Source organism: Stutzerimonas sp. S1 (assembly GCF_025966695.1).
Classification (GTDB): Bacteria; Pseudomonadota; Gammaproteobacteria; order Pseudomonadales; family Pseudomonadaceae; genus Stutzerimonas.
In genome coordinates this window covers 476,923-501,927 of sequence record NZ_JAOEIY010000003.1, presented here as the reverse complement: position 1 = coordinate 501,927, position 25,005 = coordinate 476,923, and the positions used below count along the sequence as shown (strand labels likewise).

At 58.8% G+C, this 25,005-nt stretch carries 21 protein-coding genes and 1 pseudogene; 3 read left to right on the top strand and 19 right to left on the bottom strand.

The window, feature by feature from the left end:
* Window positions 1-38 precede the first annotated feature (38 nt).
* From N8H22_RS09100 to N8H22_RS09090, 3 genes are read right to left on the bottom strand one after another with little or no spacing between them, the layout of a single operon-like run.
* Complete coding sequence (locus tag N8H22_RS09100; protein ID WP_264590197.1) at window positions 39-1,481, bottom strand: efflux transporter outer membrane subunit; 1,443 nt, start codon at window positions 1,479-1,481, stop codon at window positions 39-41.
* Complete coding sequence (locus tag N8H22_RS09095) at window positions 1,478-2,638, bottom strand: HlyD family secretion protein (protein WP_264590196.1); 1,161 nt, start codon at window positions 2,636-2,638, stop codon at window positions 1,478-1,480. The genes N8H22_RS09100 and N8H22_RS09095 overlap by 4 nt, the downstream gene beginning before the upstream one ends.
* 3 nt (window positions 2,639-2,641) lie before the next feature.
* The gene (locus N8H22_RS09090) at window positions 2,642-4,252 is read right to left on the bottom strand and encodes an MFS transporter (RefSeq protein ID WP_264590195.1); all 1,611 of its coding nucleotides are present in this window, start codon (window positions 4,250-4,252) and stop codon (window positions 2,642-2,644) included.
* A gap of 157 nt (window positions 4,253-4,409) precedes the next feature.
* On the opposite strand from N8H22_RS09090, the gene N8H22_RS09085 reads away from it, so the two are divergent.
* The gene (locus tag N8H22_RS09085; RefSeq protein ID WP_042928799.1) at window positions 4,410-5,063 is read left to right on the top strand and encodes a TetR/AcrR family transcriptional regulator; all 654 of its coding nucleotides are present in this window, start codon (window positions 4,410-4,412) and stop codon (window positions 5,061-5,063) included.
* A 137-nt stretch (window positions 5,064-5,200) separates the two neighbouring features.
* Here N8H22_RS09085 and N8H22_RS09080 read toward each other — a convergent pair.
* The 15 genes and pseudogenes from N8H22_RS09080 to N8H22_RS09010 form a co-directional block, all read right to left on the bottom strand.
* A pseudogene (locus N8H22_RS09080) lies at window positions 5,201-6,031 on the bottom strand (helix-turn-helix transcriptional regulator); the annotation flags it as partial.
* Between the two features lie 745 nt (window positions 6,032-6,776).
* Window positions 6,777-7,523, bottom strand: coding sequence for an alpha/beta fold hydrolase (locus N8H22_RS09075; RefSeq protein ID WP_264590194.1), 747 nt, complete (start codon window positions 7,521-7,523; stop codon window positions 6,777-6,779).
* Between the two features lie 43 nt (window positions 7,524-7,566).
* On the bottom strand, window positions 7,567-8,439 hold the full coding sequence (locus tag N8H22_RS09070) for a cache domain-containing protein (RefSeq protein ID WP_264590193.1): 873 nt from the start codon (window positions 8,437-8,439) through the stop codon (window positions 7,567-7,569).
* Between the two features lie 44 nt (window positions 8,440-8,483).
* The gene (locus N8H22_RS09065; RefSeq protein ID WP_102832537.1) at window positions 8,484-9,608 is read right to left on the bottom strand and encodes an acyl-CoA dehydrogenase family protein; all 1,125 of its coding nucleotides are present in this window, start codon (window positions 9,606-9,608) and stop codon (window positions 8,484-8,486) included.
* A 45-nt stretch (window positions 9,609-9,653) separates the two neighbouring features.
* Window positions 9,654-10,454, bottom strand: coding sequence for a crotonase/enoyl-CoA hydratase family protein (locus N8H22_RS09060; protein ID WP_102832451.1), 801 nt, complete (start codon window positions 10,452-10,454; stop codon window positions 9,654-9,656).
* Window positions 10,451-11,524, bottom strand: a complete 1,074-nt coding sequence (locus N8H22_RS09055) for an acyl-CoA dehydrogenase family protein (RefSeq protein ID WP_264590192.1) — start codon at window positions 11,522-11,524, stop codon at window positions 10,451-10,453. The genes N8H22_RS09060 and N8H22_RS09055 overlap by 4 nt, the downstream gene beginning before the upstream one ends.
* Before the next feature lie 2 nt (window positions 11,525-11,526).
* The gene (locus tag N8H22_RS09050; protein WP_264590191.1) at window positions 11,527-12,675 is read right to left on the bottom strand and encodes an acyl-CoA dehydrogenase family protein; all 1,149 of its coding nucleotides are present in this window, start codon (window positions 12,673-12,675) and stop codon (window positions 11,527-11,529) included.
* A gap of 138 nt (window positions 12,676-12,813) precedes the next feature.
* Window positions 12,814-14,121, bottom strand: coding sequence for an amidohydrolase family protein (locus N8H22_RS09045; RefSeq protein ID WP_042928790.1), 1,308 nt, complete (start codon window positions 14,119-14,121; stop codon window positions 12,814-12,816).
* A gap of 232 nt (window positions 14,122-14,353) precedes the next feature.
* The gene (locus tag N8H22_RS09040) at window positions 14,354-15,628 is read right to left on the bottom strand and encodes a cytochrome P450 (RefSeq protein WP_042928789.1); all 1,275 of its coding nucleotides are present in this window, start codon (window positions 15,626-15,628) and stop codon (window positions 14,354-14,356) included.
* A 162-nt stretch (window positions 15,629-15,790) separates the two neighbouring features.
* Window positions 15,791-16,294, bottom strand: coding sequence for a carboxymuconolactone decarboxylase family protein (locus tag N8H22_RS09035; protein WP_042928787.1), 504 nt, complete (start codon window positions 16,292-16,294; stop codon window positions 15,791-15,793).
* 24 nt (window positions 16,295-16,318) lie between these two features.
* Entirely contained in the window at window positions 16,319-17,494 is a 1,176-nt protein-coding gene (locus N8H22_RS09030) for a thiolase family protein (RefSeq protein WP_264590190.1), read from the bottom strand.
* Window positions 17,491-18,396 carry a 3-hydroxyacyl-CoA dehydrogenase gene (locus N8H22_RS09025; RefSeq protein WP_264590189.1) on the bottom strand — a complete coding sequence of 302 codons (906 nt, stop codon included), beginning with the start codon at window positions 18,394-18,396 and terminating at the stop codon, window positions 17,491-17,493. Before N8H22_RS09025 ends, N8H22_RS09030 begins: the two co-directional genes overlap by 4 nt.
* A 16-nt stretch (window positions 18,397-18,412) precedes the next feature.
* Complete coding sequence (locus N8H22_RS09020) at window positions 18,413-19,267, bottom strand: fumarylacetoacetate hydrolase family protein (protein ID WP_042928784.1); 855 nt, start codon at window positions 19,265-19,267, stop codon at window positions 18,413-18,415.
* Entirely contained in the window at window positions 19,267-20,343 is a 1,077-nt protein-coding gene (locus N8H22_RS09015; protein WP_264590188.1) for an amidohydrolase family protein, read from the bottom strand. The genes N8H22_RS09020 and N8H22_RS09015 overlap by 1 nt, the downstream gene beginning before the upstream one ends.
* Window positions 20,344-20,684: 341 nt before the next feature.
* On the bottom strand, window positions 20,685-21,413 hold the full coding sequence (locus tag N8H22_RS09010) for a TetR/AcrR family transcriptional regulator (protein WP_042928783.1): 729 nt from the start codon (window positions 21,411-21,413) through the stop codon (window positions 20,685-20,687).
* Window positions 21,414-21,594: 181 nt separating this feature from the next.
* On the opposite strand from N8H22_RS09010, the gene N8H22_RS09005 reads away from it, so the two are divergent.
* Window positions 21,595-23,226: an ATP-dependent acyl-CoA ligase gene (locus tag N8H22_RS09005; RefSeq protein ID WP_031310965.1), complete on the top strand. Its 1,632-nt coding sequence runs from the start codon at window positions 21,595-21,597 to the stop codon at window positions 23,224-23,226.
* A 111-nt stretch (window positions 23,227-23,337) separates the two neighbouring features.
* Here the strand turns inward: N8H22_RS09005 and N8H22_RS09000 are convergent, their stop codons facing one another.
* Window positions 23,338-24,138 (bottom strand): SDR family oxidoreductase, encoded by an 801-nt coding sequence (locus tag N8H22_RS09000; protein ID WP_102847583.1) that lies wholly within the window; start codon window positions 24,136-24,138, stop codon window positions 23,338-23,340.
* 102 nt (window positions 24,139-24,240) lie between these two features.
* On the opposite strand from N8H22_RS09000, the gene N8H22_RS08995 reads away from it, so the two are divergent.
* Window positions 24,241-24,993, top strand: a complete 753-nt coding sequence (locus N8H22_RS08995; RefSeq protein ID WP_021207960.1) for a DUF2889 domain-containing protein — start codon at window positions 24,241-24,243, stop codon at window positions 24,991-24,993.
* Window positions 24,994-25,005 lie beyond the last annotated feature (12 nt).

Sequence of the window (25,005 nt, the reverse complement as noted above, 5' to 3'; positions counted from 1 at the left end):
GACCAGCAGGCCTGGCCGGAGTTGGCTGCGGTATTTCATCAATGATCCCTCTTGATATGTGTCAAAGGAGCGGGGTGCTCCTCGCTCGCGTGGATCGCATCCGCCTGCCAGCCCCCCCCCAGCGCCTGGTAGAGGTTGATCAGGTTGCCGATGCGGTTTTCTTCGATCTGGATCACCGCCAGCTCGGTGTTGAACAGGTTGCGCTGGGCGTCGAGTTCTTCGAGGTAGGAGGAGTAGCCGCCGCGGTAGCGGTCGCGGGCGATTTCCAGCGACCGCGCCAGAATCTCGCGCCGCGCCTCGACGCGCTCTGCCTGCGCGGCGAACTGCTGGATGCCGGAAAGGGCGCTCTCTACTTCGCTGAAGGCATTCAGCGCAGAGGCTCGATAACGGTAAGCGGCCTGATCGCGCTGAGCGGTAGCGATCGCAACCCCCGCTTCCAGCCGTCGGCCATTGAACAAAGGCGCCAGTACGCTGCCGCCCAGTCCCCAGACCCGCTCTGGATCGTAGTCCAGCGCGTTGACAAACAACTGGCCGATGTTCGCGGAAAGCTGAACCTGCGGCAGAAAACGATCACGCTCGGCGTCGAGGCTGAGATCGCTCGCGGCCAGCAGCAGTTCGGCCTGACGGATGTCGGGCCGGCGCCGCAACAGCTCCGACGGCAGAGCCGCGGGCACTGCTGGGAGGGCGATGGTGTCGAAGTGGCTGCCGCGCGTGACCGCACCGGGCAGCGTGCCGGTCAGCAGACGGATGGCATTCTCCTGCTGGCGGATCGCCTGTTCCAGTTCGGGAATCAGTTGTGCGGCGGCCTCGTATTCGGACTGCGCCTGGGTCAGCTCCAGTTGCGAGGTGTAGCCGAGGCTCGCCCGGTCGCCGGCGATGCGCAGGGCCTCCTGGCGGGATTCGGCGGTCTGGCGGGTCACCTGCAACTGGTAGTCCAGCGATAGCAGTGAGATGTAGGCCCTGGCCAGGGTGCTGACCACCGCGAGGCGCACCGCATCGTGATCCGCTTCGCTGGCCTGGTAATCCAGCTCGGCCGCTTCCCGCAGCTTGCCCAGACGGCCCCAGACATCCACCTCGTAGGATACCTGCAACTCCGGCTGAAAGGCCGTGGTGTGCTGGATTCCCGTCGTGCCGAGATCACGGGCGCGCTGCCCGCCGATCACGGCATCGACCCTGGGCAGCAGGGACGAGCGCGCCAGCCGAACCTGCTCGCGCGCCTCGTCGATCCGGGACATCGCCGTGAGGATGTCGGTGTTCGAGGCCAGTGCGGTTTCGATCAGGCGGTTCAGTTGCGGATCGGCGAAACCCTGCCACCAGCGCAGTTGGATGGCCGACCTGGCTGCCGTGCCGTCGCGCCAGGCATCCGGCACCTCGACCTGCGCCGCCGGCGGTATCGCCTGCCGAGCCGGCGCGCAAGCGGTCAGGGCCATGGCCAGCAGCAGGGGGGACAACGCCCGGCTGACCCTGTCGGGCCGCGTCATTGCACGCCCTCCTCGTCATCGGCGCTGGTATCGACATGGACGACCACTGAGAGGCCCGGACGCAGGCGCTCGGCCAGCGGCTGCTCGGCATTGATGGCGATGCGCACCGGCAGCCGCTGAACCACCTTGGTGAAGTTGCCGGTGGCGTTGTCGGGCGCCAGCACGCTGAACTCTGAACCGGTGGCAGGCGCCAGCCGCTCGACCCGTCCGGTGAGCGTGGCGCCGTCCAGCGCATCGATATCGAAGGTGACCGGCTGGCCGACGCGCATGTGGTGGATCTGGGTTTCCTTGTAGTTGGCGATGATCCAGAGTTGCCGCGGCACCAGATAGAGCAGTTGCGAACCCGCCGAGACGTACTGTCCGAGGCGCACCGTGACCTGGCTGACCTGGCCGCCTCTCGGTGCCTTGATCAGGGTGTTGGCGAGATCGATTTCGGCCAGGCGCAGGGACGCTTCGGCCAACGCGACCTGGGCCTGGAGCCCGCCCTTGGAGACGCCGGTGGCCTTGAGGCTTTCCTCGGCGATCTGGATCGCGGCTTCCGAGCGCTTCACATTGGCGGCGGCCGAGCGCGCGGTGGCGCGAATCTGGTCGCGCTCGCGAACCGAAACTGAGCCCCGCTCGGACAGCTCGTTGACGCGCAGTTCATCGGCCCGCGCACGGTCAAACTCAGCTTTCGCCGCGCCGATTTCGGCGCGTCGGGAAGCCAGCGTCGCCTGATCGGAGGCCAGCGTCTGCACCACGTTATCCAGTTCGAATTGGCGCGCGGCCAGCTCCGCCCTTGCCTGCGCCACCTTCTGACGATAGATGCGGTCGTCGATCCGGATCAGCGCCTGTCCCTGCTCCACCGCTTGGAAATCCTCGACCAGGACTTCAGAGACATAGCCGTTGACCTGCGGTGCCAGCACGGTGATCTGGCCCCGGACATAGGCGTTTTCCGTGGTGACGATGCCGCTGGTAAACGGCGGCAGCCGCCAGGCGTAGAGTATTGCGAGAATCCCGACCAGGGCGACGCCCAGCATCAGAACCACGGTGCGGGCCCTGGGCCTGATCGTCTTCGGCGGCTCGCTCTCGACCGGCCCGGCATCGGCCGGCGCGGCGGATTCCTCGACGACCGGGGCAGCGGGCAGATCTTCGCGGGGCTTCTTTTCGTCGGTCATGGCTCAGGTATCTTGGATATCGGTAGGGGGAGTCACGCTGGCCAGGCTCTCGCGCTTCTTTTGCCGGGCCGCGCGCAGAATGTGGAAGAGCGACCAGCTCAGTACGCTGATGGCCACCAGCCCGATCAGGCGAAACACATCATTGAAGGCCAGCACGTTGGCTTCGCGGCGCACCACCTGGCTCAACTGCGCGGAACCCTGCGCCTGCCTCAGCAGTGGATCGCTAATCAGCGGCGCATAGAGTTGCCCCTGCAGGTGCAGGCGCTGCGCCACGATCGGGTCGGCCGGGTTGATCTGTTCGGTCAGATAACTGGAATGGGCCTTCTCACGCACCACCTGGAAGGTGCCGAATACCGCCGGGCCGGCGAGACCGCCGAGGCTCTGGGTGATCGAGAACAGCACGGCGAAGCTCACCAGATAATTCGGCCCGTTCTTCAGCGCCTTCATGACCCCCGTCAACATCAGCGGCCCCATGAACAAGCCGCCGGCGAAGGACAGCATGCCCTGGCTGAGAAACATATCGTGGGGGCGGGTCAGGTTGGTCGCATCGGTATCCAGAAAGCTGCCCGTCGCGATCAGTACGATGGACAGGACGATCTGCGCGACGATGGTTCTGGGGCCGAAGGTCAGCGCACTGACGACGATGCCGAGCACCAGTCCGATCAGCATCACGGTATAGAGCCCCCGCAACTGATCAGCCCCCATGCCGAGCGTCTGCAGCAACCCGACCGCGCCGTAGTTCTGCTCTGTCAGGACGAAGCGCAGGGCGATCGCGCCGATGGCGAAACGCAGGGTGTCGGCCATACCCAGCCAGCGCGTCTGCACCAGAGGATTTTTCCGATGATGCTCGATCGTCAGGGCGGCGATCATCAGCACCAGCCCGGCGATCAGCGCATAGGCGATCCAGGGCTGCTCGAACCACCACTGCACCCGCCCCTGGGCCAGCACGGCGGCGAACAGCGCCAGCGCCGGAGCGATGAGGAGGAACGTGAGAAAATCCAGCGGTTCGAATGCCTTGATGTGTTCGCCCGGCGGCAGCTTGAGCACCACCACCGCCGCCAACGAGCACAGGGCGAGGCCCGCCTCGAATACGTACAGGCGATGCCACTCCCCCAGATCCAGCAAGGCCGGGGACAGCAGCCAGGCCAGCGGCGTCGCCAGTTGGGATATGCCGATGCCGATGATCAGCCCCTTGGGCATGTCGGCCTTGCGAAACGCCTGCAGCATGTAGAGCACGGCCAAGGTGCTGACCGTGGCACCGGCGAAACCGCTGACCGCCCGAACGAATACGGCCATGCCGAAGCCTTCGACGAAGATATGAGTAACGGTCACGAGCGCGTAGATCGTCAGGCCGATCTCCGCGAAACGGCGCAATCCGTATTGCTGCCGAAACTTGATCAGCAGGAGATTGGTGGAAACGTTGACCATCAGGTAGGCGGCGGGCAGCCAGGCGCCCTGCTCGGGCGTCAGCCCCAGCTCCCCCTGGATGGCGGCGAGATTGGCGCTAAACAACGCATTGCCCAGGCCGCCGGTGATGCCAACCAGCATGGCGACGAGCGCATAGGCGAGCCTGACCGGATTGCTGTGCAATGGCGTCGACGGCGAACCCGGCATAGATGGTCGCTCGTGAGGCTCCCAATTCGGATTGGGCTTCAAATACTGGGGCTGGGCCATGCGAGTCGATCTGGGATGAAGCTGCGCATGTTACTTAACTAGAAGTTTCTGTCTAGTATTACTGCACTCTTCGCTGCGTTCCGCTAGCATTCAGGCCATGACCCCAGAACTAGCGCCCACCACGCGTCCATCTGTGAAAGCAGGCCGGACGCCCCGCAAGCCACAGCAGGACCGTGGACACGAGCGTGTCGCCGCCATTCTGGATGCCTGCGCGAAGGTGTTGCAGCGCGATGGCGAAGCGGGCCTGACGATGCATCGTCTCGCCAAGGAGTCGGGCACCTCCATTGGCTCGCTCTATCACTTCTTCCCCGACAAGCACAGCGTCCTCGCCGCCCTCAATCAGCGTCACACCGACGCGCTGTGTACCATCACCAAGCGACTGGAGCAGATCGACGATCACGTCTGGAAGCGCCTTTCTACAGCGCAGATGGTGGAACGGCTCATCGTTCCCTTTCTTGAATACATTGCTCGTCACCGGGATATCCAGTTGCTGCTCAGCCCGACCCTAGGCGATCGGCAGCTTCATTCGCCAGCGCTTCGCGCCGCAGTGCGTTCCATCTACGAAAAGGTTCTCCACATGAGGTTGCCCGACGCCAGTGCCGAAGATTTGCGCGCCTATAGTGCGGTTCTGTTATCCATACCATCCGGGATGTTCCATTCGGCTCCTGAGACGGACGAAAGCCTGGAGCGGATCTGGCTACAGGAGATTCCGCGCGCCCTGATTGGCTATCTCAATGCGCTTGGGGACTGAAGCGAGAGCACCATCTCACCAGCAGAGGAAGACGCCGCAGATAGCGCGGACAGGTCTCCTGGCACCTCGGGCGCTCGCGGGCCACGGTCATTGGTGAGCGGCTCATTCCCCATGCTGGTGACGCCGACCTCGTCGGTCAGCCATTGTTCAAATAGCCGGCTTGCGGCTTGCCCTTCCCTCGCCGCGTAATAAACCAGACGTAGATCGCGGTCGACATCGATCGTAAGAGACGTATGGTCGAACACTACCAGCCCAATGTCCGGGATTCGCAAGTGCCGTACACCCTGGCAAGGACCGTGGATGTCGTGCTGACGCCACCAGGTCCTGAATTCCGTATCGACCTTTTCCAGATCCTTGACCAGCGTGCCGATGTCCGGATCGAGCGGCGCCCTGACGAAGTCGCGGCGGAAACTTGAAAGGATCTGCAGTGCCTGATCGTCCCAAGGATCAAACAGGGTCCGAATCGTAGGTGCGGTGAACAGCAGCCAGAGCAGGTTGCGGCGCTCGACTGGAAAACTAGAGAAGCTGAACACCCTGTCGGCCGCCGCATTCCAGGCGAGTACGTCCCAGCGCAGGTTCAAAACATACGCTGGGCGCATCGGCAGATCGGCTATCAATCTGTGAATCAGCGGCGGCACCACGCACCAAGTTTTACCAGGCTCCGGTGGCAATCGCTGGTGGGCCAATAGAAACAGATGGCGACGCTCTGTCGCATCTAGTTTGAGCGTCCTAGAGAGATTCTCGAGAAATGCTGCCGAAACGCCGATCTCCCGCCCCTGCTCGAGCCAGGTGTACCAGGACAAACCCACCCCAGCCAGAGCCGCGACCTCCTCACGTCGAAGTCCCGGCGTGCGTCGCCTGCCGCCCGACGGAAGCCCCACTTCCTCGGGCGTAATGCGTTCGCGGCGGCTGCGCAGGAAGTCCGCAAGCTCGGCCCGGTTTCGATCGAGGCTGCGTGGCGCGCTCATCTGGTGACCCTCAGTAACCCCTTAACGCCGCACTTAGACTAGCCAACGTCGCGCAAAACCCATTTCAGAGCGCTCAATCATGGGTGAGGCGGCTTGATCGATAGGAGATAAACGGATGTGTCATTTATTGCTTCACGAATAGCTGGAGTCATTGAAGTCGCCCAACCAATACCGCACTTTCACGACACTCATCCGCATCTGTGACTAACACCCCCGGCCCAAGCCCCACGACAATGACCAGCAACCGGTCGATTGTCTAATGCAGCAACGACTAATGGGCATGTTTCACGGTGACCCGATGGCGACCGCACCGACCACCGATCGTCTGTGAGACGGATAGGCTTAGGATGGATGATTACGCCATAGTGCAGCAAAATGCGAGCTACTAGAAAAACAGGCCTGAAAGGGAGACTACTGGTGGTAGTGCATAAAAGCATGGGTGCTCGTTCGAACATCCAACACCCGCCGTTATCTCAACGGAAGTATGCACTTGCCGGCCTACCTGGGATGAAGTGACAAAAAAGCAGAAAGTGCTAAACATCGCAATACGCAACATTTTCATGGCTCATGCCCCTTTTATTCTGTGTGAGGGTGAATGTCCAAGACTCAAGATAGGCTTTAGCTGGCCCTAGCGCCACTACCATTCGGAGCTTTTTTAGGCGTTATCAACAAAAACGTTTAAATAATGCCGTCGCTTTAGCTGATCAAGGCTAAGGGGGCCAGCGAAAACGATCTAAGCCCACAATCAGGATCGTCGACTCATCATCCAGTCAGCCAGCGTCGCGCCGAGCAATTCAGGGTCAGTTACAAACGGTTCATGTGGCGTATCGATTTCGATGAGGTGCTCACAGCCTAATCTTTCAGCGAACCGGCGCTGCCATTCCGGCGGCAAAATGCCATCCCTGGACGTTAGGATGTAAACCGAAGGTACGGAATTTGCGTAGCCTTTTCGGGTTGCCGGCTGGGTGGCTACTGCAGGAGGCGTAACGTCATCGGCTGCTTCTCCCAGTAACCAAACAAGCTGAGCGTCGCTCATATCAGCACCAAACATTGCTTTCTGCATGTCAGCTGGCGGGGTAGTAAGAGGATTCAGCGGCCAACCAACCTCTTCCGAATTCTGGCCATGCAAGGATGAACCGAGCAGTTGCATGATCGATTGACCTTCGGCCGGTATCGCAGTTGCGAGGTAGACAAGCCCCGAGTAGAGCGACTGATCTTCGAGGACCATCATTGGCAGCAAAACACCTGCAATCGAGTGGCCAAGCAGCACCGCGTCGCGAACGTTCGCAGCTCTCAACTCATCGTTGAGTTCTTTGACAATGTCGCCCAGGGTCAGCGTCGTTACATCCCGCCCACGCTTCGTGCCGCAACCAGGCATATCAAGGCAGATGACCCGCTCGAACAAGGCCTCGCGCTGCTTGACCGCATCGACCAAAAACTTCCAGCACCAAGACCCGTGTTGCCCGCCATGAAGCAATACTAGGTCGGTCATCGATACACCCTCCTTTAGCACCCTGTCCTACGCCGGTCGGCCATTAATCCAGTTTCATTGATTTCTCATACGAACCGACCGCGACGGCATAACCATCGACCTTTCTTAAAAGGGTCTTCTTATACTCGGTTTGGCCGGTTACAGGGTTGCGCCATATATATGAGACTTCCCCGGTATCGCCCTGCGCCATAGCCCGCAGCATCTGCTTCCCTATCGGCTGGCCGTCGGCAGAGCGTAACGCCTGGAAATCGGTGCCTACCAAGCGGCGTATGAAGCCATGAGCAATAAACTTCTGAGTGTTCAAATCAACCACGAATGCGTACAGGTCATCCTGACTCAGCGCCTTGTCGTGCCTGTTGATTCGGTCGAAAGTCGTCTTCGGATCGGCTTTTACTTCGCTGGCGACTTTCTCGAGCAACTTTTCTGCCGCTTCACTGCTGGAACGAGGCATGTAGTAGCCGACTGAGATGATGCGGTCGCCAACTCGCTGATAGAACACCTGCTTGCGTTCGACCTTGCCATGCTGCCAGTTCCACCAGCGGTAATCCGCGCTGCGAACCGTACCGTCTTCAGGCGCTTTTAATGCGGCTTCGAACGCAGCCTTCAGATCCTCGTCCAGAACATTGGTAACCTGCTTGCCAATCAGCGTCGCTGAAGGGCCACCACTGGCGAGCATCACCCCCGAAGTATCGACAACATAGATGTAGAGCTCACCATCGATGTAGTCGCCTTGTCGGCTGAACTTGGCCAACGCTTTGTCGCCTTCCGCCTGGTAAGCCGTCACGGCTTTGCCCAACAGCGCACTGGCGCGTTCGGCCTCAGCGCTATAGTCGTCCGCCTGACTGACGGGCTGGGCAACGCTCAGCAACGAAACCGCACTCAGGCACAAAGCAAGAAAGACTCGATAGAAGCCCATGGGTGTCATTCTCCTAGCTCCCGCTGGCTGGCATTTTGGAAATGTCACAAAGCGCGGCCAATAATTTCTTTCATGATTTCCGAGGTGCCGCCATATATACGCGCCACTCGGGCATCGACCCAGGCACGGCTAATCTTATATTCGCTCATGAACCCATAGCCGCCATGAAGCTGAAGGAACTCGTCGAGCAATTTGCCCTGCATTTCGGAGCCCAGCAATTTCGCCATTGCTGCGACGTCGGGTGTAAGCTCGCCACGCATGACCTTTTCCAGGCAATCATCAACGAATACACGCAGCATGGTCGCCTGCGCCTTGGCCTCCGCCAGCTTGAAGCGAGTGTTTTGGAACTCCAGCACCGGCTTGCCGAATACTTTGCGCTCGCGCGTGTAATCAATGGTTTCCTGCAACAAGGTTTCAATTGACTGCGCTGCGCGGATCGCAATAATCAGCCGCTCCCAGGCAAGCTGATGGGTGAGGTACTTAAAACCCATGCCTTCTTCGCCCAAGCGATTAGCGGCCGGGACTCGCACCTCATCGAAAAACAGCTCAGCGGTATCCTGGCCTTTAAGGCCGATCTTTTCCAGCCGCCGCCCTTTTGAAAAGCCCTCGCGCTCTTCTTCGATACAGATCAGCGTCAGCTCTTTAGCGGCTGGATCGAGCTTGGTTGCCGTGACTATCAGCCCAGCATTGCTACCGTTGGTAATGAAGGTTTTTTGTCCGGAAACGATGTAGTCATCGCCATCATGCCGGGCCGAGGTGCGCATCGAACGCAGATCGCTGCCGATGCCCGGCTCGCTCATGGCGATGACCCCAATCAGCTCACCGCTGACCATCCGGGGAAGCCACTTCTGTTTCTGCTCTTCACTGCCATAAGCAACGATATAAGGCGCGACTATTTCCGAATGAGTGGTGAACCCGACGGCGGTCGCATTGGCCCGCGCAAGCTCCTCGATCATGACGGCGGAGTGGCCGAAGTCGCCACCGGAGCCACCGTACTCTTCAGGAACGGTCGAACAGAGCAGCCCCAATTCGCCGGCCTTGAGCCAGACCTCCTTGGGCACAATGCCGTTCTTTTCCCACTCATGCAGGTTCGGCACGATTTCGCGATCGACGAAACGCCGGGCCATTTCGCGGAACATATTGTGATCTTCGCGGAAAACGCCACGCATCATTACTACTCCTAAATTCTTCGTTGCTTCTGCAAACGGCGCTGATCAGCGATCCAGGTAGTCAGGGTTACGCTTCTCGACGAAGGCAGCCACCGCTTCCTGATGATCTTCGGTGTGATGCGCCAAAGACTGGTACGCCGCGGACAGCTCCAGCAATGAGTCGAGTCGCATATGTTGGCCTTCGCGCAACAGGCGCTTGCACAGCCGTAGCGCATGCCCAGGATTGGCGGCGATTTGCTGAGCCAACGCCTGCGCTTCCGCCTGCAGCGTTTCATGTGTGCAGACTTGCTCCACCAAACCCCACTCCAATGCTTTCGCAGCATTGATGGTGTCGCCGGTGAACGCCATCAGGCTGGCCTTGGGGATTCCGATGATTCGCGGCAGCAACCAGGCGCCGCCATCTCCCGGCACGATGCCCAAGCGCACGAAACTTTCAGCAAAGAGTGCCGAGCTCGCAGCCAGACGGATGTCGCACATACAAGCCAAATCGAGGCCCGCACCGATCGCCGGGCCGTTGACCGCAGCGATTATGGGAATGTCCAGCTCATACAACGCGAGCGGGATCCTTTGAATACCGTCACGATAGGTGTTGCGCAGCTCATACGGCGAACCGGCGAAGATACCCGCGCGGTCGCGCATGTCCTTCACGTTGCCACCGGCGCAGAATGCACTGCCATTACCGGTCAACACCATTACCCGCGCGGTGCGGTCGCTGCGCAACTGGGCACAGAGATCGACGAACTCCTGGATCTGCTCGGGGGAAGTCAATGCATTGCGGGTTTCGGGATGGTTCATGCGAACGGTGACGATGCCGCCATCACGCTCGATTTGCAGGAATGTACTCATAGCGGTTTCTCCGCAGGGGTTGATAGCGACTGGCTGGCATGGCCAGTGATCAGCGGCCAATAGCCTCCACCACCTGATGAGCAGACCAACTGGCCGATGCGCTGGCTCCAGACGCTGGCCGAGCCGAACTCGCTGCGCCACGCCCACAGCCGGCGGGAAAACAGATGCAGCGAATATTCCTGGGTAAAGCCGATGGCACCGTGCACCGAATGGGCAATGCCTGCGCCAGCGCTGGCCGCCTCAGCACAGCTGACCTTCGCAGCTGCAATGGTCACCCCCGCAAGTGCGGCATCCGACTCAGCAAAGGCTGCCTCGGCAGCGACGTTCGCGGCTGCCGTCTGTTCGGCGAACACCGCAAGCTGCTGTTGAACGGCCTGGAATGCGCCGATTGGCCGCCCGAACTGTGAGCGCTCAGTGGCGTAGCCCGATGTCATGTCCAGCAGCGTATGCAAGGCACCTGCGATCTGCGCCGAGCGCAGCATGGCGCCACCCAAAAACAGCACATCGGCGGACAGCTCGTCAGGCAACGGAGCGCAAGCCAGTACCTGGGCTTTGTTGAAATGCAGGGAATCGCGAGGCTCGCCCGCGACGTTCAGGCTCAGTGTCTGACCGGCCGCGCTGGCTACCGACAGCAACACGACGCTGGGCGTCTCGCTACCCACGTCGGCTATAGCGACCAGCGACTCGACATGACGGCCCCACGGCACGTCTCGCACGGTGCCGTGTACCACCCCGCCATTCAGGCTCAGCTGCGCATTGGCTGAAAAACTTATGGCCGCGGTCCTCGGCTCAAGCCCGGCCTTACCCAGCAACCAGTTAGCCAATAGCGCTTCGCCCAGCGGCACAGGCGCGGCGTACCGTCCAGCAGCGCGCGCCAAGACATACACATCACCCCATCCCGCTTGTGCTCCGCCAAGGGATTCTGAAACAGCAGCCAGCGCAAATCCGGACTCTTCCACCGCAGCCCAAAGCTGCGCAGGCCACTCGCCGCCTTCGCAGCCTTGTACGTATTCAGGTGTCGCCAGATCAGCGAGCAGGCGCTCGATAGTCGATTCGAATAGTTCTCGCATGATTATCGCAACCCCAATCCGCGCGCGATGATCCCGCGCAGGATTTCGCGGGTGCCTCCGCGCAGTGAGAAAGACGGTGCCATTTGAGTCAGGTAGGCAAGAACCTGCGCGTGTTCGCTACCGCCGTTCTGACGAGGCTCAGCTTCGAGCAGCAATTGGGCGATCTCGGGTATTTCCTGCTCGAACTGGTTACCCAGGTCTTTCACGCATGACGCAGCCCAGGCTGGATGTGCGCCGGCAGCCAATTGTGCGGCCACTGCCAGCGACATGTTGCGCAACGTCAACAGCTTCGCGGTCAGTCGCCCAATTTCGCGGCTTTGCAAAGCGTCCGGCGCTGTGCCCATCCCGGCGATCAACGTTTTGAGCAGCTCTATACAGCTGAGAAAACGCTCCGGGCCGCTGCGCTCAAAAGCCAATTCGGCCGTTACCTGATCCCAGCCTTTGCCCTCGGTCCCAATCAGCGCGTCTGCATCGAGTTGCACATTGTCGAAGAACACCTCATTGAAATGCTCGCCGCCAGCAAGATCGCGAATTGGCCTAATGGTGATGCCCGGCAACTTAAGATCGACGATGAACTGCGACATGCCTTCGTGACGCGCCGCTTGTTTTTCACCGGTGCGCACCAAGGCGATCATGTAGTGCGAGTGCTGCGCGTTGGTCGTCCAGACCTTCTGCCCATTGAGCAGCCAGCCGGCGTCATTACGCACCGCTGAGGTCTTAATCGAGGCGAGATCGGAGCCGGAGTTCGGTTCGCTCATTCCGATGCAAAAATAACTCTCACCACGGCAAATCGATGGCAGATAGCGCGCTCTCTGCGCGTCGGTGCCGAATCGGTTGATCAGCGGCCCGCTCTGCCGGTCAGCAATCCAGTGCGCCGAAACCGGCGCGCCGGCTGCGAGCAGCTCTTCGATGATCACGTAACGGGCAAACGGACCTGCCGCGGCGCCGCCGTACTGTTCGGGCAACGCCATACCAACCCAGCCCTGGGCGCCTAGCTTGCGACTGAAGGCAGCGTCGAAACCCATCCAGGACTGCGCTTTGGCTGTCGCCGGATAGTCGGCAAGATTGCTTTTGAGAAACTCCCGCACCTGCGTCCGAAGGGACTCAGCCTCGGCGGGAATTCTGCTGTAACTGAACTGAGTGATAGACATGTGCACGCTCATCAACTGGACGCAAGACTCTAGAGGTAACCCCAAGGCAGGCGCACTCGCGAGGCGTTAGGACCTATCGCAAATGAACCTGCCCCAACGGGCAATTGTCGCGCCTTGCCGCTACTTTTTTACGGGCTTTTAGAGAGCAGTTCCGGCATCAGCCTTCTCGAACATCGCGTTGATGTCTCCCGACGTGACCGGCTTGCCGTCATTGCGTCCGTGGTCGGCGCCGCCGAGCCCCAATGCGGGCTCGATCTTAACGTGCGTCGCTTTCTTACGAAGCTCGCCTACCGTGCAGTTCTCGCGCCCATGAATGGAAAATGGATCGAAGGAGAATTCACGCATGGCGTTGAGGTGGGTGACCTTGTCGATGGTTTCCTTGGACAGGTGCTGCAGCCCTTCCCATGCGGACTCCGGCGAGTTCGGCCAGGTGCAATCCGAGTGCGGGTAGTCGCTTTCCCAGGTAACCATGTCTTCGTTCATGAATTTCAGGTTCTGCAGACCGAAGTTATCCTCGATGAAGCAGGTGATGAAATGCTTGTGGAAGATGTCGCTGGGCATCTGCCCGCCGAAGTTCGAGTTGGTCCACGCGTTGTGGTGGCGGTGCGTGAAATCGGCGCGCTCGAGCAGATAAGGAATCCAGCCGATGCTGCCCTCGGACAGCGCCATGCGCAGGTTGGGGAATTTCTTCCACATCGGTGCCCAGATCCAATCGGCCGCAGAGTTGGCGATGGAAATAGGCATGGACGTGATCCAGGCATCGATTGGCGAAAGGTCAGAGGCATGATTGGCCTTTACACCAGTACCAATGTGGCAGCAGATCACGACGTTATTATCCGAACAGGCTTGCCAGAGCGGATCCCAGTAATCGCTGTGGATCGACGGGTAGCCGTGGATCGCCGGATTGTCCGACAGTGACAGCGCATGCACACCCTGTTTCGCCAGGCGCGTGACCTCGGCGGCGGCGGCCTGCATGTCCCACCAAGGAACGAGCATCAGCGGAATGAAGCGGCCCGGCGCAGCGTTGCACCAGTCGTGCAGATGCCAGTCATTGTAGGCCTGAATCGCGGCCAGGGACACGGCGCGATCCGGATGATTCTGGAAACGCTGACCGGCAAAACCTGGGAACGTCGGGAAGCACAGCGAGCCGAGCACGCCGTTGGCGTTCATGTCGTCGACACGATCAGCCACGCTCCAAGTACCGCGACGCATCTGGTCATAACCCAACGGCTCCATGCCGTACTCTTCCTTCGGTCGGCCCACTACCGAGTTCAGGCCCATGTAGCCGGTGGCCTGCTCTTCGAAAACCCATACATCGCGGTCGCCGCGTTTGACGACATGAGGCTCGCGCCCTTTGAAGCGCTCAGGCATGTGGCGAGCAAAGGCGTTTGGTGGCTCGATGGCATGGTCATCAACGCTGACGAGAATGAGATCTTCAACCTTCATTGTTCTTCCCCTTCGCAAATGGGTTTGTTGTTGTGTCCAAAGCATAGAACACGTTGCGATCAAATTAAACACATATTTCGATTGTGTTCAAATCCAATCTTGAGAGCGAACACATTCATTTACCGGTACCAAGCACCGCAAAATTCAACGAGGGAAAAACAACAAGGGCAGGCGCCCTTCCCTGCGGGGCAGGAAAGGGCTGGACGTGGCGTGAGGGCAGTAAGCCGATGCCTCAATCCCAGAGGACGTGGAGATAGTGCGGTCCGCGCAACTGGGCGCCGATAATCTCTGGTGCAGGCTTGGAAGGATCCAGGCGGATATTCGGCATAAGGTCGAGAATCGCGTTTAGCGCGCAGTTGAGTTCCGTCTTCGCGACGAATTGCCCGATGCACATATGCGGCCCGAAACCAAAGCCGAACGAGGGTTTCGGTCGTCTGTCGATGTCGAATACGTCACCGTGCTCGAAGGCATCCTCATCACGGTTCGCCGAGGTGACGATGCACTGCACCATAGCGCCCTTGGGAATCTGCACACCGCGGATTTCCATATCCTTTGCAGCCTGGCGCACCTTAAAGGTGGCGACAGGCTCCAGACGTACGGCTTCGTCGATGGCCTTGGAGACCAGGCTGCGATCGTTGCGCACCCGCTCCAGTACCTCAGGGTTCTCGAGCAACAATGTCATTAACGTACCGAATGTGCGCGTAGTGGTTTCGCTGGCGGCCGGCAGCAACGAACGCACAAAGGTCGCGATTTCATGATCATCAAGCGAACGGCCTTCATACTCGGCTCGGATCAACCGACTGATCAGGTCATCCCCTTCGGCACCGGTTGCGCGGCGCTCGGCTACGACAACCTTTACGACGTCATAGAGCGCTTTGGCAGCTTCCATCGCGGCACCACGCGCGGCGGCGGCTTTTTCAGGATCAACTTGCGGGCCGGCAAGGATCGCCAGCGCCCAGGCAGCATATTGTTCGATCTCGTCCGGACGATCCTCAGGAAAGCCGATCAGGGAATAGATAACCCGAATCGGAAAATACAGGGCAAAGTCCATCAGATCGCCGCCTTTGCTCGGCACCAGCGGCTTGATGTATTCCTCGCGAATAACCCGATCGATCTTGGTTTCTTTCCAGCGGTTGACAGTTTCAGGCATGAACACCGGCTGCAGCAGGTTGCGAATGTTCTTGTGCGCGTCTCCATCCATCGCAGTGAGGATCAGCCCGTCAAAAAAAGCGCCCAGGCCTTCAGCGATAAAACCACTGGTGAAGTTGCTGGCATCGCGCATTACTGCCATGACATCGTTGTATTTGAACAAGGTGAACGTAGGACGGTTGGCGTCCAGGCCGGCGATGCTCGGCACCCCCAGACGCGCCATGAAGTTCTCTTCAAGAACCGGCGAATTCATGCGCATCTCGCGGTATACCGCATGAAGGTCCACATCGCTTCCACGATAGTTGCTGGCGACGTCCGCGAACGCCTTGCCCAGATTGTCCCGCGCCTGTGTAGACATTGTTCTTCTCCTTGTTATTGTTCAGGCATACGCCATTGCGTCTAAAAACTGACTGCATGGGCGAGATACTAGGCCCAACTGCGCACTTATTGAACGGCTTTTTACATTTCGATCAAATTTATCGGGCGGTCTGCTCCACATCCATGCAGGGCGTCGACCCGCTCAATACGCCTGCTGCACATAGGTCATCCGACCGCCCGCCAGCATCAGCGCGCAGTACATGTTCAGCTCGACCACTTGAGCCTCGGAGAAGAACTCGGCGAGACGCGCATAGTGTTCGTCGCTGATGGCCATGTAATCGCTGGCGAACAATTCAGCGAAGATCAAAGCAGCTCGTTCAGACGGTTCGAAACGATCGCTATTTGAAGAAAGGCAGGCGATGTCATCTTCCGTCACGTGGTCGGATTTACGAGCGAGTTGGCACGCTTGGCAGGTGGTGATGCTGGCGATTTTCAGGCGCACCAATTCACGCAGGCGCTCATCGAGCAGGCTGTCCTGATGCAGGCTTTCCAGCAAACCAAGCCAGGCTAATGCTGCACCGGGCCGATGCGCCCAGACCTGAACAGGTCTGGGCGAGCTCAGCATCCGACTTTGCTGGCCGCGCGCAACGGCGCTACGTAACTCTTTCGGCATTTCATCCAGCGGAACGAAAGACACGCGCGCCATAACCGCTACCTCACTGTCGGAAGATCAGTCGAGCCGCTCGATAATCGTTGCAGTACCCAGGCCGCCAGCGCAACAGATCGTCTGCAGGCCATAGCGGGCGCCCCGCCGCTCAAGTTCATTGAGCAGCGTAGTCATCAGCCGCGCGCCACTGGCACCCAGCGGGTGACCCAACGCAATGGCTCCGCCGTTGACGTTGAGCTTGTCATGCGGCACACCGGTTTCCTGCATCCAGGCAAGCGGTACCGAAGCGAAGGCTTCGTTGACCTCAAAAAGGTCGATGTCATCAATGGACAAACCAGCCTTGTCCAGCACCTTTTTGGTCGCCTCGATAGGGCCGGTCAACATCAGCGTTGGGTCTGCACCTACGGTCGCGAAGGCGCGGATGCGCGCGCGAGCCTTGAGGCCCAGCTGTTTGGCGGTGTCCGCGGACATCAACAGCAGCGCAGCGGCGCCATCGGATATCTGCGATGAATTACCTGCCGTGATCCGTCCATTCTCCGGGCGGAAACTGGTTTTCAGCGTCGAGAGCTTTTCCCTTGAGGTATCGCGACGGATGGTTTCGTCCGCCGCCAGATCAGCTGCTGGTTCGGTCAGCGCGCGCTCACGCAACGACTCGACCGGTACCGGAACGATCTGGCTATCGAAATAACCCGCATCAGCTGCCTTCGCGGCACGCTGATGACTTTCGAAAGCGTAGTCATCCAACGCTTCGCGACTGAGTGACCATTTGTCAGCCATCCGCTCGGAAGCCTCGCCCTGGCTTGTCAGCTCGTAACGCTCCGCCGCCATCCAACCAAAGGCTTCGCCGTGGATTTCACGATTGCTACCCATGGGCACGCGGCTCATGTTTTCCGCGCCGCCTGCAACGATGACATCAGCCATACCAGACGCAATAGCGCCTACCGCGGCATGCACCGCGGCTTCGCCCGAGCCACACTTGCGGTCGAGTGTCAGCCCCGGAATCGTCACCGGCCAGCCAGCGCCGAGAAGCGCGGTGCGTGCGATGTTTGCTGACTGCTCACCGATCTGCGTAACACAGCCGAAAATCACATCGCCGACCTGCGATGGCGATAGGTCGACACGCTCGAGCAGCTTGCCGATGACCAGCGAACCCAGATGGTCGGCTCGCACGCCCGCAAGACTTCCACGGAAACGACCGACCGGTGTCCGCACCGCATCAACAATTACGATGTCTTTCATAGCGCACTCGCCTTCAGACCGGAGCCCGACACTCGATTACCGTCCTCGTAACGATAGACGCCATGCCCCGTCTTGCGACCCAGACGTCCGGCGGCAACCATCTTGATGATCAGCGGACAGGGTCGGAACTTCTCTCCCAGTGTCTGGTGCAAGTACCGCAGCACCGACAGACGAGTATCCCAACCTGTCAGATCGCCGAGTTCCAGCGGCCCCATCGGATGGTTGAAACCCATGCGCAGCGCAGTGTCGATATCTTCGGCCGTCGCTGTGCCTTCCTGCAGCATGTACATGGCTTCGTTACCAAGTAGCGCGGACATGCGGCTGGTAGTAAGGCCGGGCGACTCGTTGACGGTAATCGAAGTCTTGCCGATCGCATCGCACAGGGCCTTGGTACGCACGACGACCTCGTCAGTGGTGGCCAGGCCGCGCACCAGTTCGACCAACTTCATCTTGTGCACTGGATTGAAGAAATGCATGCCAACGACCCGGTCGGCAAAGTCGGGTACCGATGCGGCAATCTCGGTGACGCTCAGCGCTGACGTATTGGTCGCAATGATCGCGTTCGGAGCCAGCAGAGGCGCAGCCTGACCGAGAACGGACTTCTTCACGGCAAGCTGTTCGGAAACGGTTTCGACCAGCCAGTTGGCACCAAGCGCCGCCTCAATCAAGTCACCACAGGTAATTAAATTCGCCAGCGATGATTGGGCTATCTCATCGGTAATTTTTCCCAGCTTCACGCCGGTGCTGAGAATGTTTTCGATGTTGCCTTTGGCACGGGTGAGCGACTCGGCGTTAGTGTCCACCAACAAGGTGGCGAATCCTGAACTGGCGAATGCATGCGCAATGCCGGTACCCATCAAGCCGGCACCAACCACTACAATTTTGTCTTCTTTATTAGTCATTTAATTCGCTCTCGATTTAGACGCTGGGCTTTTCGCCAACTACATTACGTAGCGTACCGATACCTTCCACGGTCGCCTCGACCACATCGCCAGGGTTTAAATACACGCCAGTTCCCATCCCGACTCCGGCCGGCGACCCCGTGAACAACACGTCACCGCAAGCAAAGCTGGAGCGCTGCTGGACGAAGCTGATCAACTCACCAACATGCCAGGTCATTTCGCTGGTAGAGCTGTCCTGACGGGTTTCGCCATTTACTTTCAAAGTCAACCTGAGAGCAGGAGACCCCGCCGGAAACTCATCCTTGGTAACGATCCATGGACCAAGTCCGGTGGTCTTGTCCTGGCTTTTGGCGGCGAACAGATCCATTCCGATCCCCGGCGGCCCGCTAAGCTGCAGGTCGCGGGCACTTACATCATTGCCAACGGTATACCCCAGGACGCAACCCAAGGGATCAGCCAGGTCGATTTCGCTGCTGCCAATGACTGCCACCAGCTCGACCTCGTGATCGAGCTTTTCGGTCAGCGGCGGAAAGCGAATCGGATCGTGGGCTCCAATGAGTGCACCGTAGGCCTTGAGGAAGGCCACGGGCTGTACCGGCGCGCTGAGACCAAAATCCTCGGCGAGGTGCTTGGTGTAATTCGCCCCAGCGACAACCACTCGATTAACGGGCTCGATCGGCGGTAACAAGCGAACCTGGGAAAGCGGCGCTGGCCGCCCCAGCAAACGCAACGCACTGACTCCCTTGCCTTGGGCGATGGCAGGAGCCCACTCGGAGAACGGGCCGACAATGGGAGTGACTTCGTCCTGTTGGATATCGACGATCGCCCAAAAGGGTTCTCCCTCATTGTGGGAACAACGCGCCAGCTTCATCAGACACCAACCTTCCCGACTTTAGCGGGATCAAGGCGCAGCAATTCGCACGCGTTCTTCCAGCGGATTTTCTGCAGGTCTTCGTCCGATAGGCGCAGCCCCTCGGTCAGGTCGTGGCGGACTGCGTCGCTGCCACCGAAGTTCGATCCATAAAGCACCCGATCCGCGCCGATCACATCGACCATGGCCTGACGCATGGGAAGCTCGTGAAGCTCCACGTCGAAATAGAAGTTCGGCAGATAGTCGAGAAAGGGCTTTTTGTTGTGAAAAACGTCGAGGTTCGGGTTGGTCTGGGCAAGCCGACCGAGCTGATAAGGAACGAAGCCACCACCGTGGGTGATGTAGATCTTCAGATTCGGGAAGCGATCGAGCACTCCGCCGTTAATGAGATACCACAGGCATTTGGTTTCGTCGTAATTCATACCGACGATCGCGGTCGTTTCATACCGATCGGTATTGGCGTCCTTGCCCCAGGTCACGGACTGGTTGTAGCCGTGAACGAAAATCGGCAGGTCAACTTCGCACAACGCTTCCCAAACCGGGTCCAGCTCTGGCGAGTCATATTCCAGCCCACCGAAGTTCGAGCCACCGGCGCTCAGGCCTTTCGCTCCCAACTCGTTGCAGGCGCGGCGGATTTCCTTGGCTGCTTCAAGGGGAACGTTCAACGGTGCGTGCGCCCAGAACATCAGCCGATTGGGCGCTGCCGAGCAATACTCAGCCATCACATCGTTGACCTTGCGAGCGAACGGGACCGCGAATTCAGCTTCGGTCCAATACATGTAGCAATGACTTGGAACGGACAGAACCTGAGCATCCTGCCCCGCCGCGTCCATAGCGGCGAGACGGTTGCTCGGGTCGCGCCATTTGGCCATGTATTCCTCGACGTTCAAGGTCTCGCCCCGGGCATGGGCCTCGCGCAAAGCTCTCTTACGCTCTGGTGCGCCTAGAGAAAGAATCCACTCACCGACACGCAATTTGATGTCGCCATCGGGCTGCGACTCAAAAGCCGGCCCCCAATGGGGATGCTGGTCATAGTAGTCAGGGTGTGGCGCGTGGGCGTGAAGATCGATAAGCATGTCCGGTTACCTCAGAAATTGTCACTTTTTGAAATTATGTATAGCGCAGTGCAGCTGCGCCGTATAACCGGGGTCAACTGTCCGTGAACGGCAGTCCTCAAGCCCCATTAGCAGAGCATAAAATTAATCTGCTCATAAATCAAAAAACTGTTCAATTTATTTTCACAAACACACCGAAAGCACTGCTCTAGAGCGGCTCATACCTGAAGCCATCACCTACAGAAACGTGTGAATTCGCCGGCATTGCGGCTCCATTCGCATGCTGGCTGCAAAAATGGTGCGCAAAAAAAACAGAGCTCTCGGAAGGAGAGCTCTGTTTTAGGTGAGGCGGGATGGAGGAACTAGCGGCGCGAGCGTGAAGTCGACCCGACCGTCAGCGCTGCAATCAGCTTCCTCACACGAACAGGAAGCATGCGACGGTTAGCCGATTCAGACACCAGCGTTTCGCTCATCACATAACGAATGATCAACTCACTGATCAATTCGCGATCAAGCCTGACGCCAAGACGTTCGTCCCACTGGTCGAAAACAATATCGAGCACATCCTGGAAGCGGACAATGGAGTCATGGAAAATTCGGCGGAAGAACCCCAGCGCATATTCAGGCGCGACCGTCAGCAGGCGCTGCGCGCGACTTTGCTCGAGGTAATTGTCCAAATAGACGATAAGCGCGTTGAGCCGCGCATCCGGATCGGCGATATCTCCCAACGCCTGGGTCAGCGATGTATGGAAACTGTCGCGCTTGTGTCTAGAGAAGGTATCGAGCAGGTCGTCTTGCGACGAGAAGTATCGATAGAACGTCCCACGGGAAACACCGGCGACCTGGCACACGTCAAGGATCGAAATGCGATCAGCACCTGATCGCAGCACTACTTCTTCGGTGGCCGCGAGGATATTGGAGATTGTCTCTTCCGACCGGCGGTTGGGTTTTACCTTGGCGCCAGAAGATGAAACGCCAATGCCCTGACGAACGGTTTTCTTGACGGTACTCACAGGTTTCACACGGGGTGCGGCCTTCTTTTTCGACGGAGGTGACGCTGCTTCAGCAAGCTGATTTGCGCGCTTTGGCATGGGTGCACGGGCTCATAACAAGAAAGATACGCAACACTAGCATATGAATAGGCAACATAATCTAGATTTGTTCAACTTTTGCCTAAAGACATTCTGTGAATTTGTATTTAGAATCGAATTCTCCCTTCAAAATAACATCGGGCGATCCAGCGACTGGCGGCGCCCCACAAGGAGAAGAGCCATGAGCGGCACGGGAAATTCAGACACCTGGGCAGTAGGCGAAAGAGACACTGTTATCGCAGCGCTTGAGCGCGCTGTGGCGCGGCATCCAGACAAGGTTCTGCTTGATTTTAGTGGTGAGTTATACACATACAGAGAAACTGATCTACTTTCCACCAAAATGGCTCATTCACTGGCTTCGTTGGGTGTGCAGGCAGGCGAAACGGTACTGACGATGCTGAACAACAACATCGACGCCGTCGTGACATGGCTCGCGATCAACAAGCTTCGCGCCGTTAGCGTGCCGATCAATACCGCCTTGAAGGGCGAGTTTTTGCGCCACCAGATAGCCGACACCAATACCAAGGTGGTGATCTGCGAGGCGGCCTATCTGGATCGTATAGTGCCGCTTGCATCGAAATTGTCTGAGGTGCAGAGCATTCTTTACCGTGGCCAGCTGGAATCGCTTCCTGAATGCGCCATTTCGGTCGCTTCGCTGGATGAGTTCCGCGGCCATGACGAAACGCCTTTCGAAACCAAGCCTCAGCCATCCGATCTCTCCTGCCTCATCTACACCTCGGGAACCACGGGACCATCGAAAGGCTGCATGATCAGCTACAACTTCATGTGCAACTTGGCGCGCCTGCAATTGCGGGCCGGACCTGCGAACGAGAACGACGTAACCATCACGCCGCTGCCGCTGTTTCATATGAATGCCCTGTGCGTGTCGATTATCGCCAGCATTCTGGTGGGCGCCCGGGCAGCGATACTGCCGCGCTTCTCCGTTTCCAACTTTTGGCAGGAAGTCGAACGCTCAGGTGCCACCATTGCCTCGATTCTCGGTGGCATGGGCGGGCTGCTGGCAAAGGCGCCTGAAAACGACGCGATGAAGCGGTGTTATGGCCAGATCCATACGGCTCGCGGCAATCCGTATACTGAGGAGACCAAGAAAATATGGCGTGAACGCTTCGGCACCAAGCTGGTAGGCGGTAATGGCTACGGTCTCACCGAGGCCTGCGTGATTACCTCGCTTGCAGGTGGCGAATATGCGGCGCCTGGCTCGTCAGGCAAGCGCATCCCGGACTTCGATGTACGTATTGTCGATGATGAAGATCGTGAAGTACCGGCGAACACGTCCGGTGAGGTTGTGGTACGCCCGCTGCGTCCGGACATCATGTTCCAAGGCTATTGGCAGCGCCCGGAGGACACCCTGAAGCTGATGCGCAACATGTGGTTCCACACGGGCGACATCGGCAAGTTCGATGACGACGGCTTCTTCTATTTCGTCGACCGGAAAAAGGACTACCTGCGCAGGCGTGGCGAGAACATTTCCAGCTTCGAGATGGAGGCCGCCTTCGCCGTGCACCCGGACATTTCCGAAGTTGCGGTACACGCCGTTCCGTCGGACAAAGGTGAAGATGACGTAAAGGTCACCGCGGTATTGCACGATGGCGCGACACTTCAGCCAGAGGAGCTATTCAGGTGGGCTACCGACTCGGTGCCTTACTACGCGCTGCCACGGTACATCGAATTCCGCGAGACACTGCCGAAAAATCCCCAGGGGCGAGTGTTGAAATACCTCCTTCGGGACGAAGGTAAAACAGCCTCGACCTGGGACTGGGAAGACACGGATATCAAGGTCGATAAACGCTAGGACTGCTGCGAGGGGCTGAGCACAGCCCTTTCCCGCCTCGCAAAGCAACCGGGGCGGGCTAAGGAATGGGAATGGCATGTGGGGGCAGCGAGAGCTGCGCCCACAATTGTTTCAGTACTCCCGAACTGGAACGTCTTTAGGGCGTGAGTTGTAGCCCGGCAAGTGCAGGCCGCCATCCACGTGAATGGTCTCGCCAGTAATGAAACGCGACATCTCCGATGCCAGAAATACGACTACCGGGCCGATGTCCTCCTCCGGATCGCCACAGCGTCCCAATGGCCGCATTGAGGCCGACATTTCCGCGAACCCCGGGTTTTCCGCCGCCAGCTTGTGAAAAGTAGCGCCCATGGCTGTGGGCGCTACGGCATTAACGCAAATGTTGAACCGCCCCCACTCCGAGGCAGCGCTGCGGGTCAGGCCGACAATGGCTGATTTAGCGGTGTTGTAATCGCCATGCAGCCACGCACCGATCTCGGTGTCGATGGAGTAGAAGTTGACTATCTTTCCACCGCCGCGTGCCTTCATATGAGGCAGCGCAGCCTTCATCGCCCACCAGGCCGCCCATACCGTGGAGTTAAGCGTTTGGGCCAGCATCTCATCGGTCTTATCTTCAAGCAGGACGTTGGGCGTAGGCGCGAAGGCGTTGTTCACCAGGACATCGAGCCCACCGAATTCATCCACGGCAGCCTGAATGGCCGCCTCGATGTCTTCCTTACTGGAAACATCAGTCTTCACAAAGAGGGCCCTGCCCCCCAACGCTTTCAGCTCTTGCGCAACAGCTGTACCACTTTGTTCGTCCAGCTCTGCAACTACCACCGCAGCGCCCGCCTTGGCGAAGCTCAACGCGACACCTCGACCTATACCGCCGCCCGAACCAGTAATAAGCGCCACACGCTCTTGTAGCAGTTTCATAGCCCCTCCTTTCTTGTTGTTAAGTAGACATTTTTCACTATAGTGTCCAAATATACTCTTGTCCGCATCCTCGGGCATTGTTCAGCAAAAAAGGATCACAAGATGAGTACGTTTCGCCGCCGAGTGGACATAGCGACCTGCGAAGAACACGGCGAAGGTGAAGTTCGCGCGGCTCTCGAAGATGACTTTCACCACTTTCGCGTTTGGGCAAAATACCAAGCTGGCGCACTCATCGCAGTCGGTGGCGAAGCGATACGGTACCCCTACACCGCTTGCCTGCAGGCAAGCGAGCCCCTTGTGCATCTGGTCGGCATGCAGCTCAGCCGGGTCTCGCATTCGGTAACACGCCAGACGGACGCAAAGCACCAGTGCACGCATCTACTCGATCTCGCGGGACTGGCGATTGCCGCAGCTGCCCGTCAGAGTCGGCGACGTCGTTACGATATCGAGATTCCTGGTCGGGTCGACAATCGAACAATCGCGAGATTGACGCGAGATCAGGACTGGAAACTTGAATGGTCCGTTAATGGTCCGCTTATCGAGGCTCCCAACACTTATTCCGGAGTCAATCTGCGCGAGGGAATGGCCCGCTGGGCATTGCAAACGTTATCGCAAGAGGAAGCGGAGGCTGCTTTAATTCTGCGCCGCTGTACGCTCATCTCGTTGGGAAGAGAACTTGACCTAGACAGGCAGATACATGCAGCCCCGAGCGGCCTTTGCTATAGCCAGCAACCCGAACGGGCCGAACAGGCCATACGGATGAAGGGGTCGACGTGGGATTTCGGATCGGCGCAAGAAGAGCTGTGCGCGACTGATCAGGATTGGCTGTCAACCGTGGGTCATAGAGAAGTATGAGTTTTTGCAATG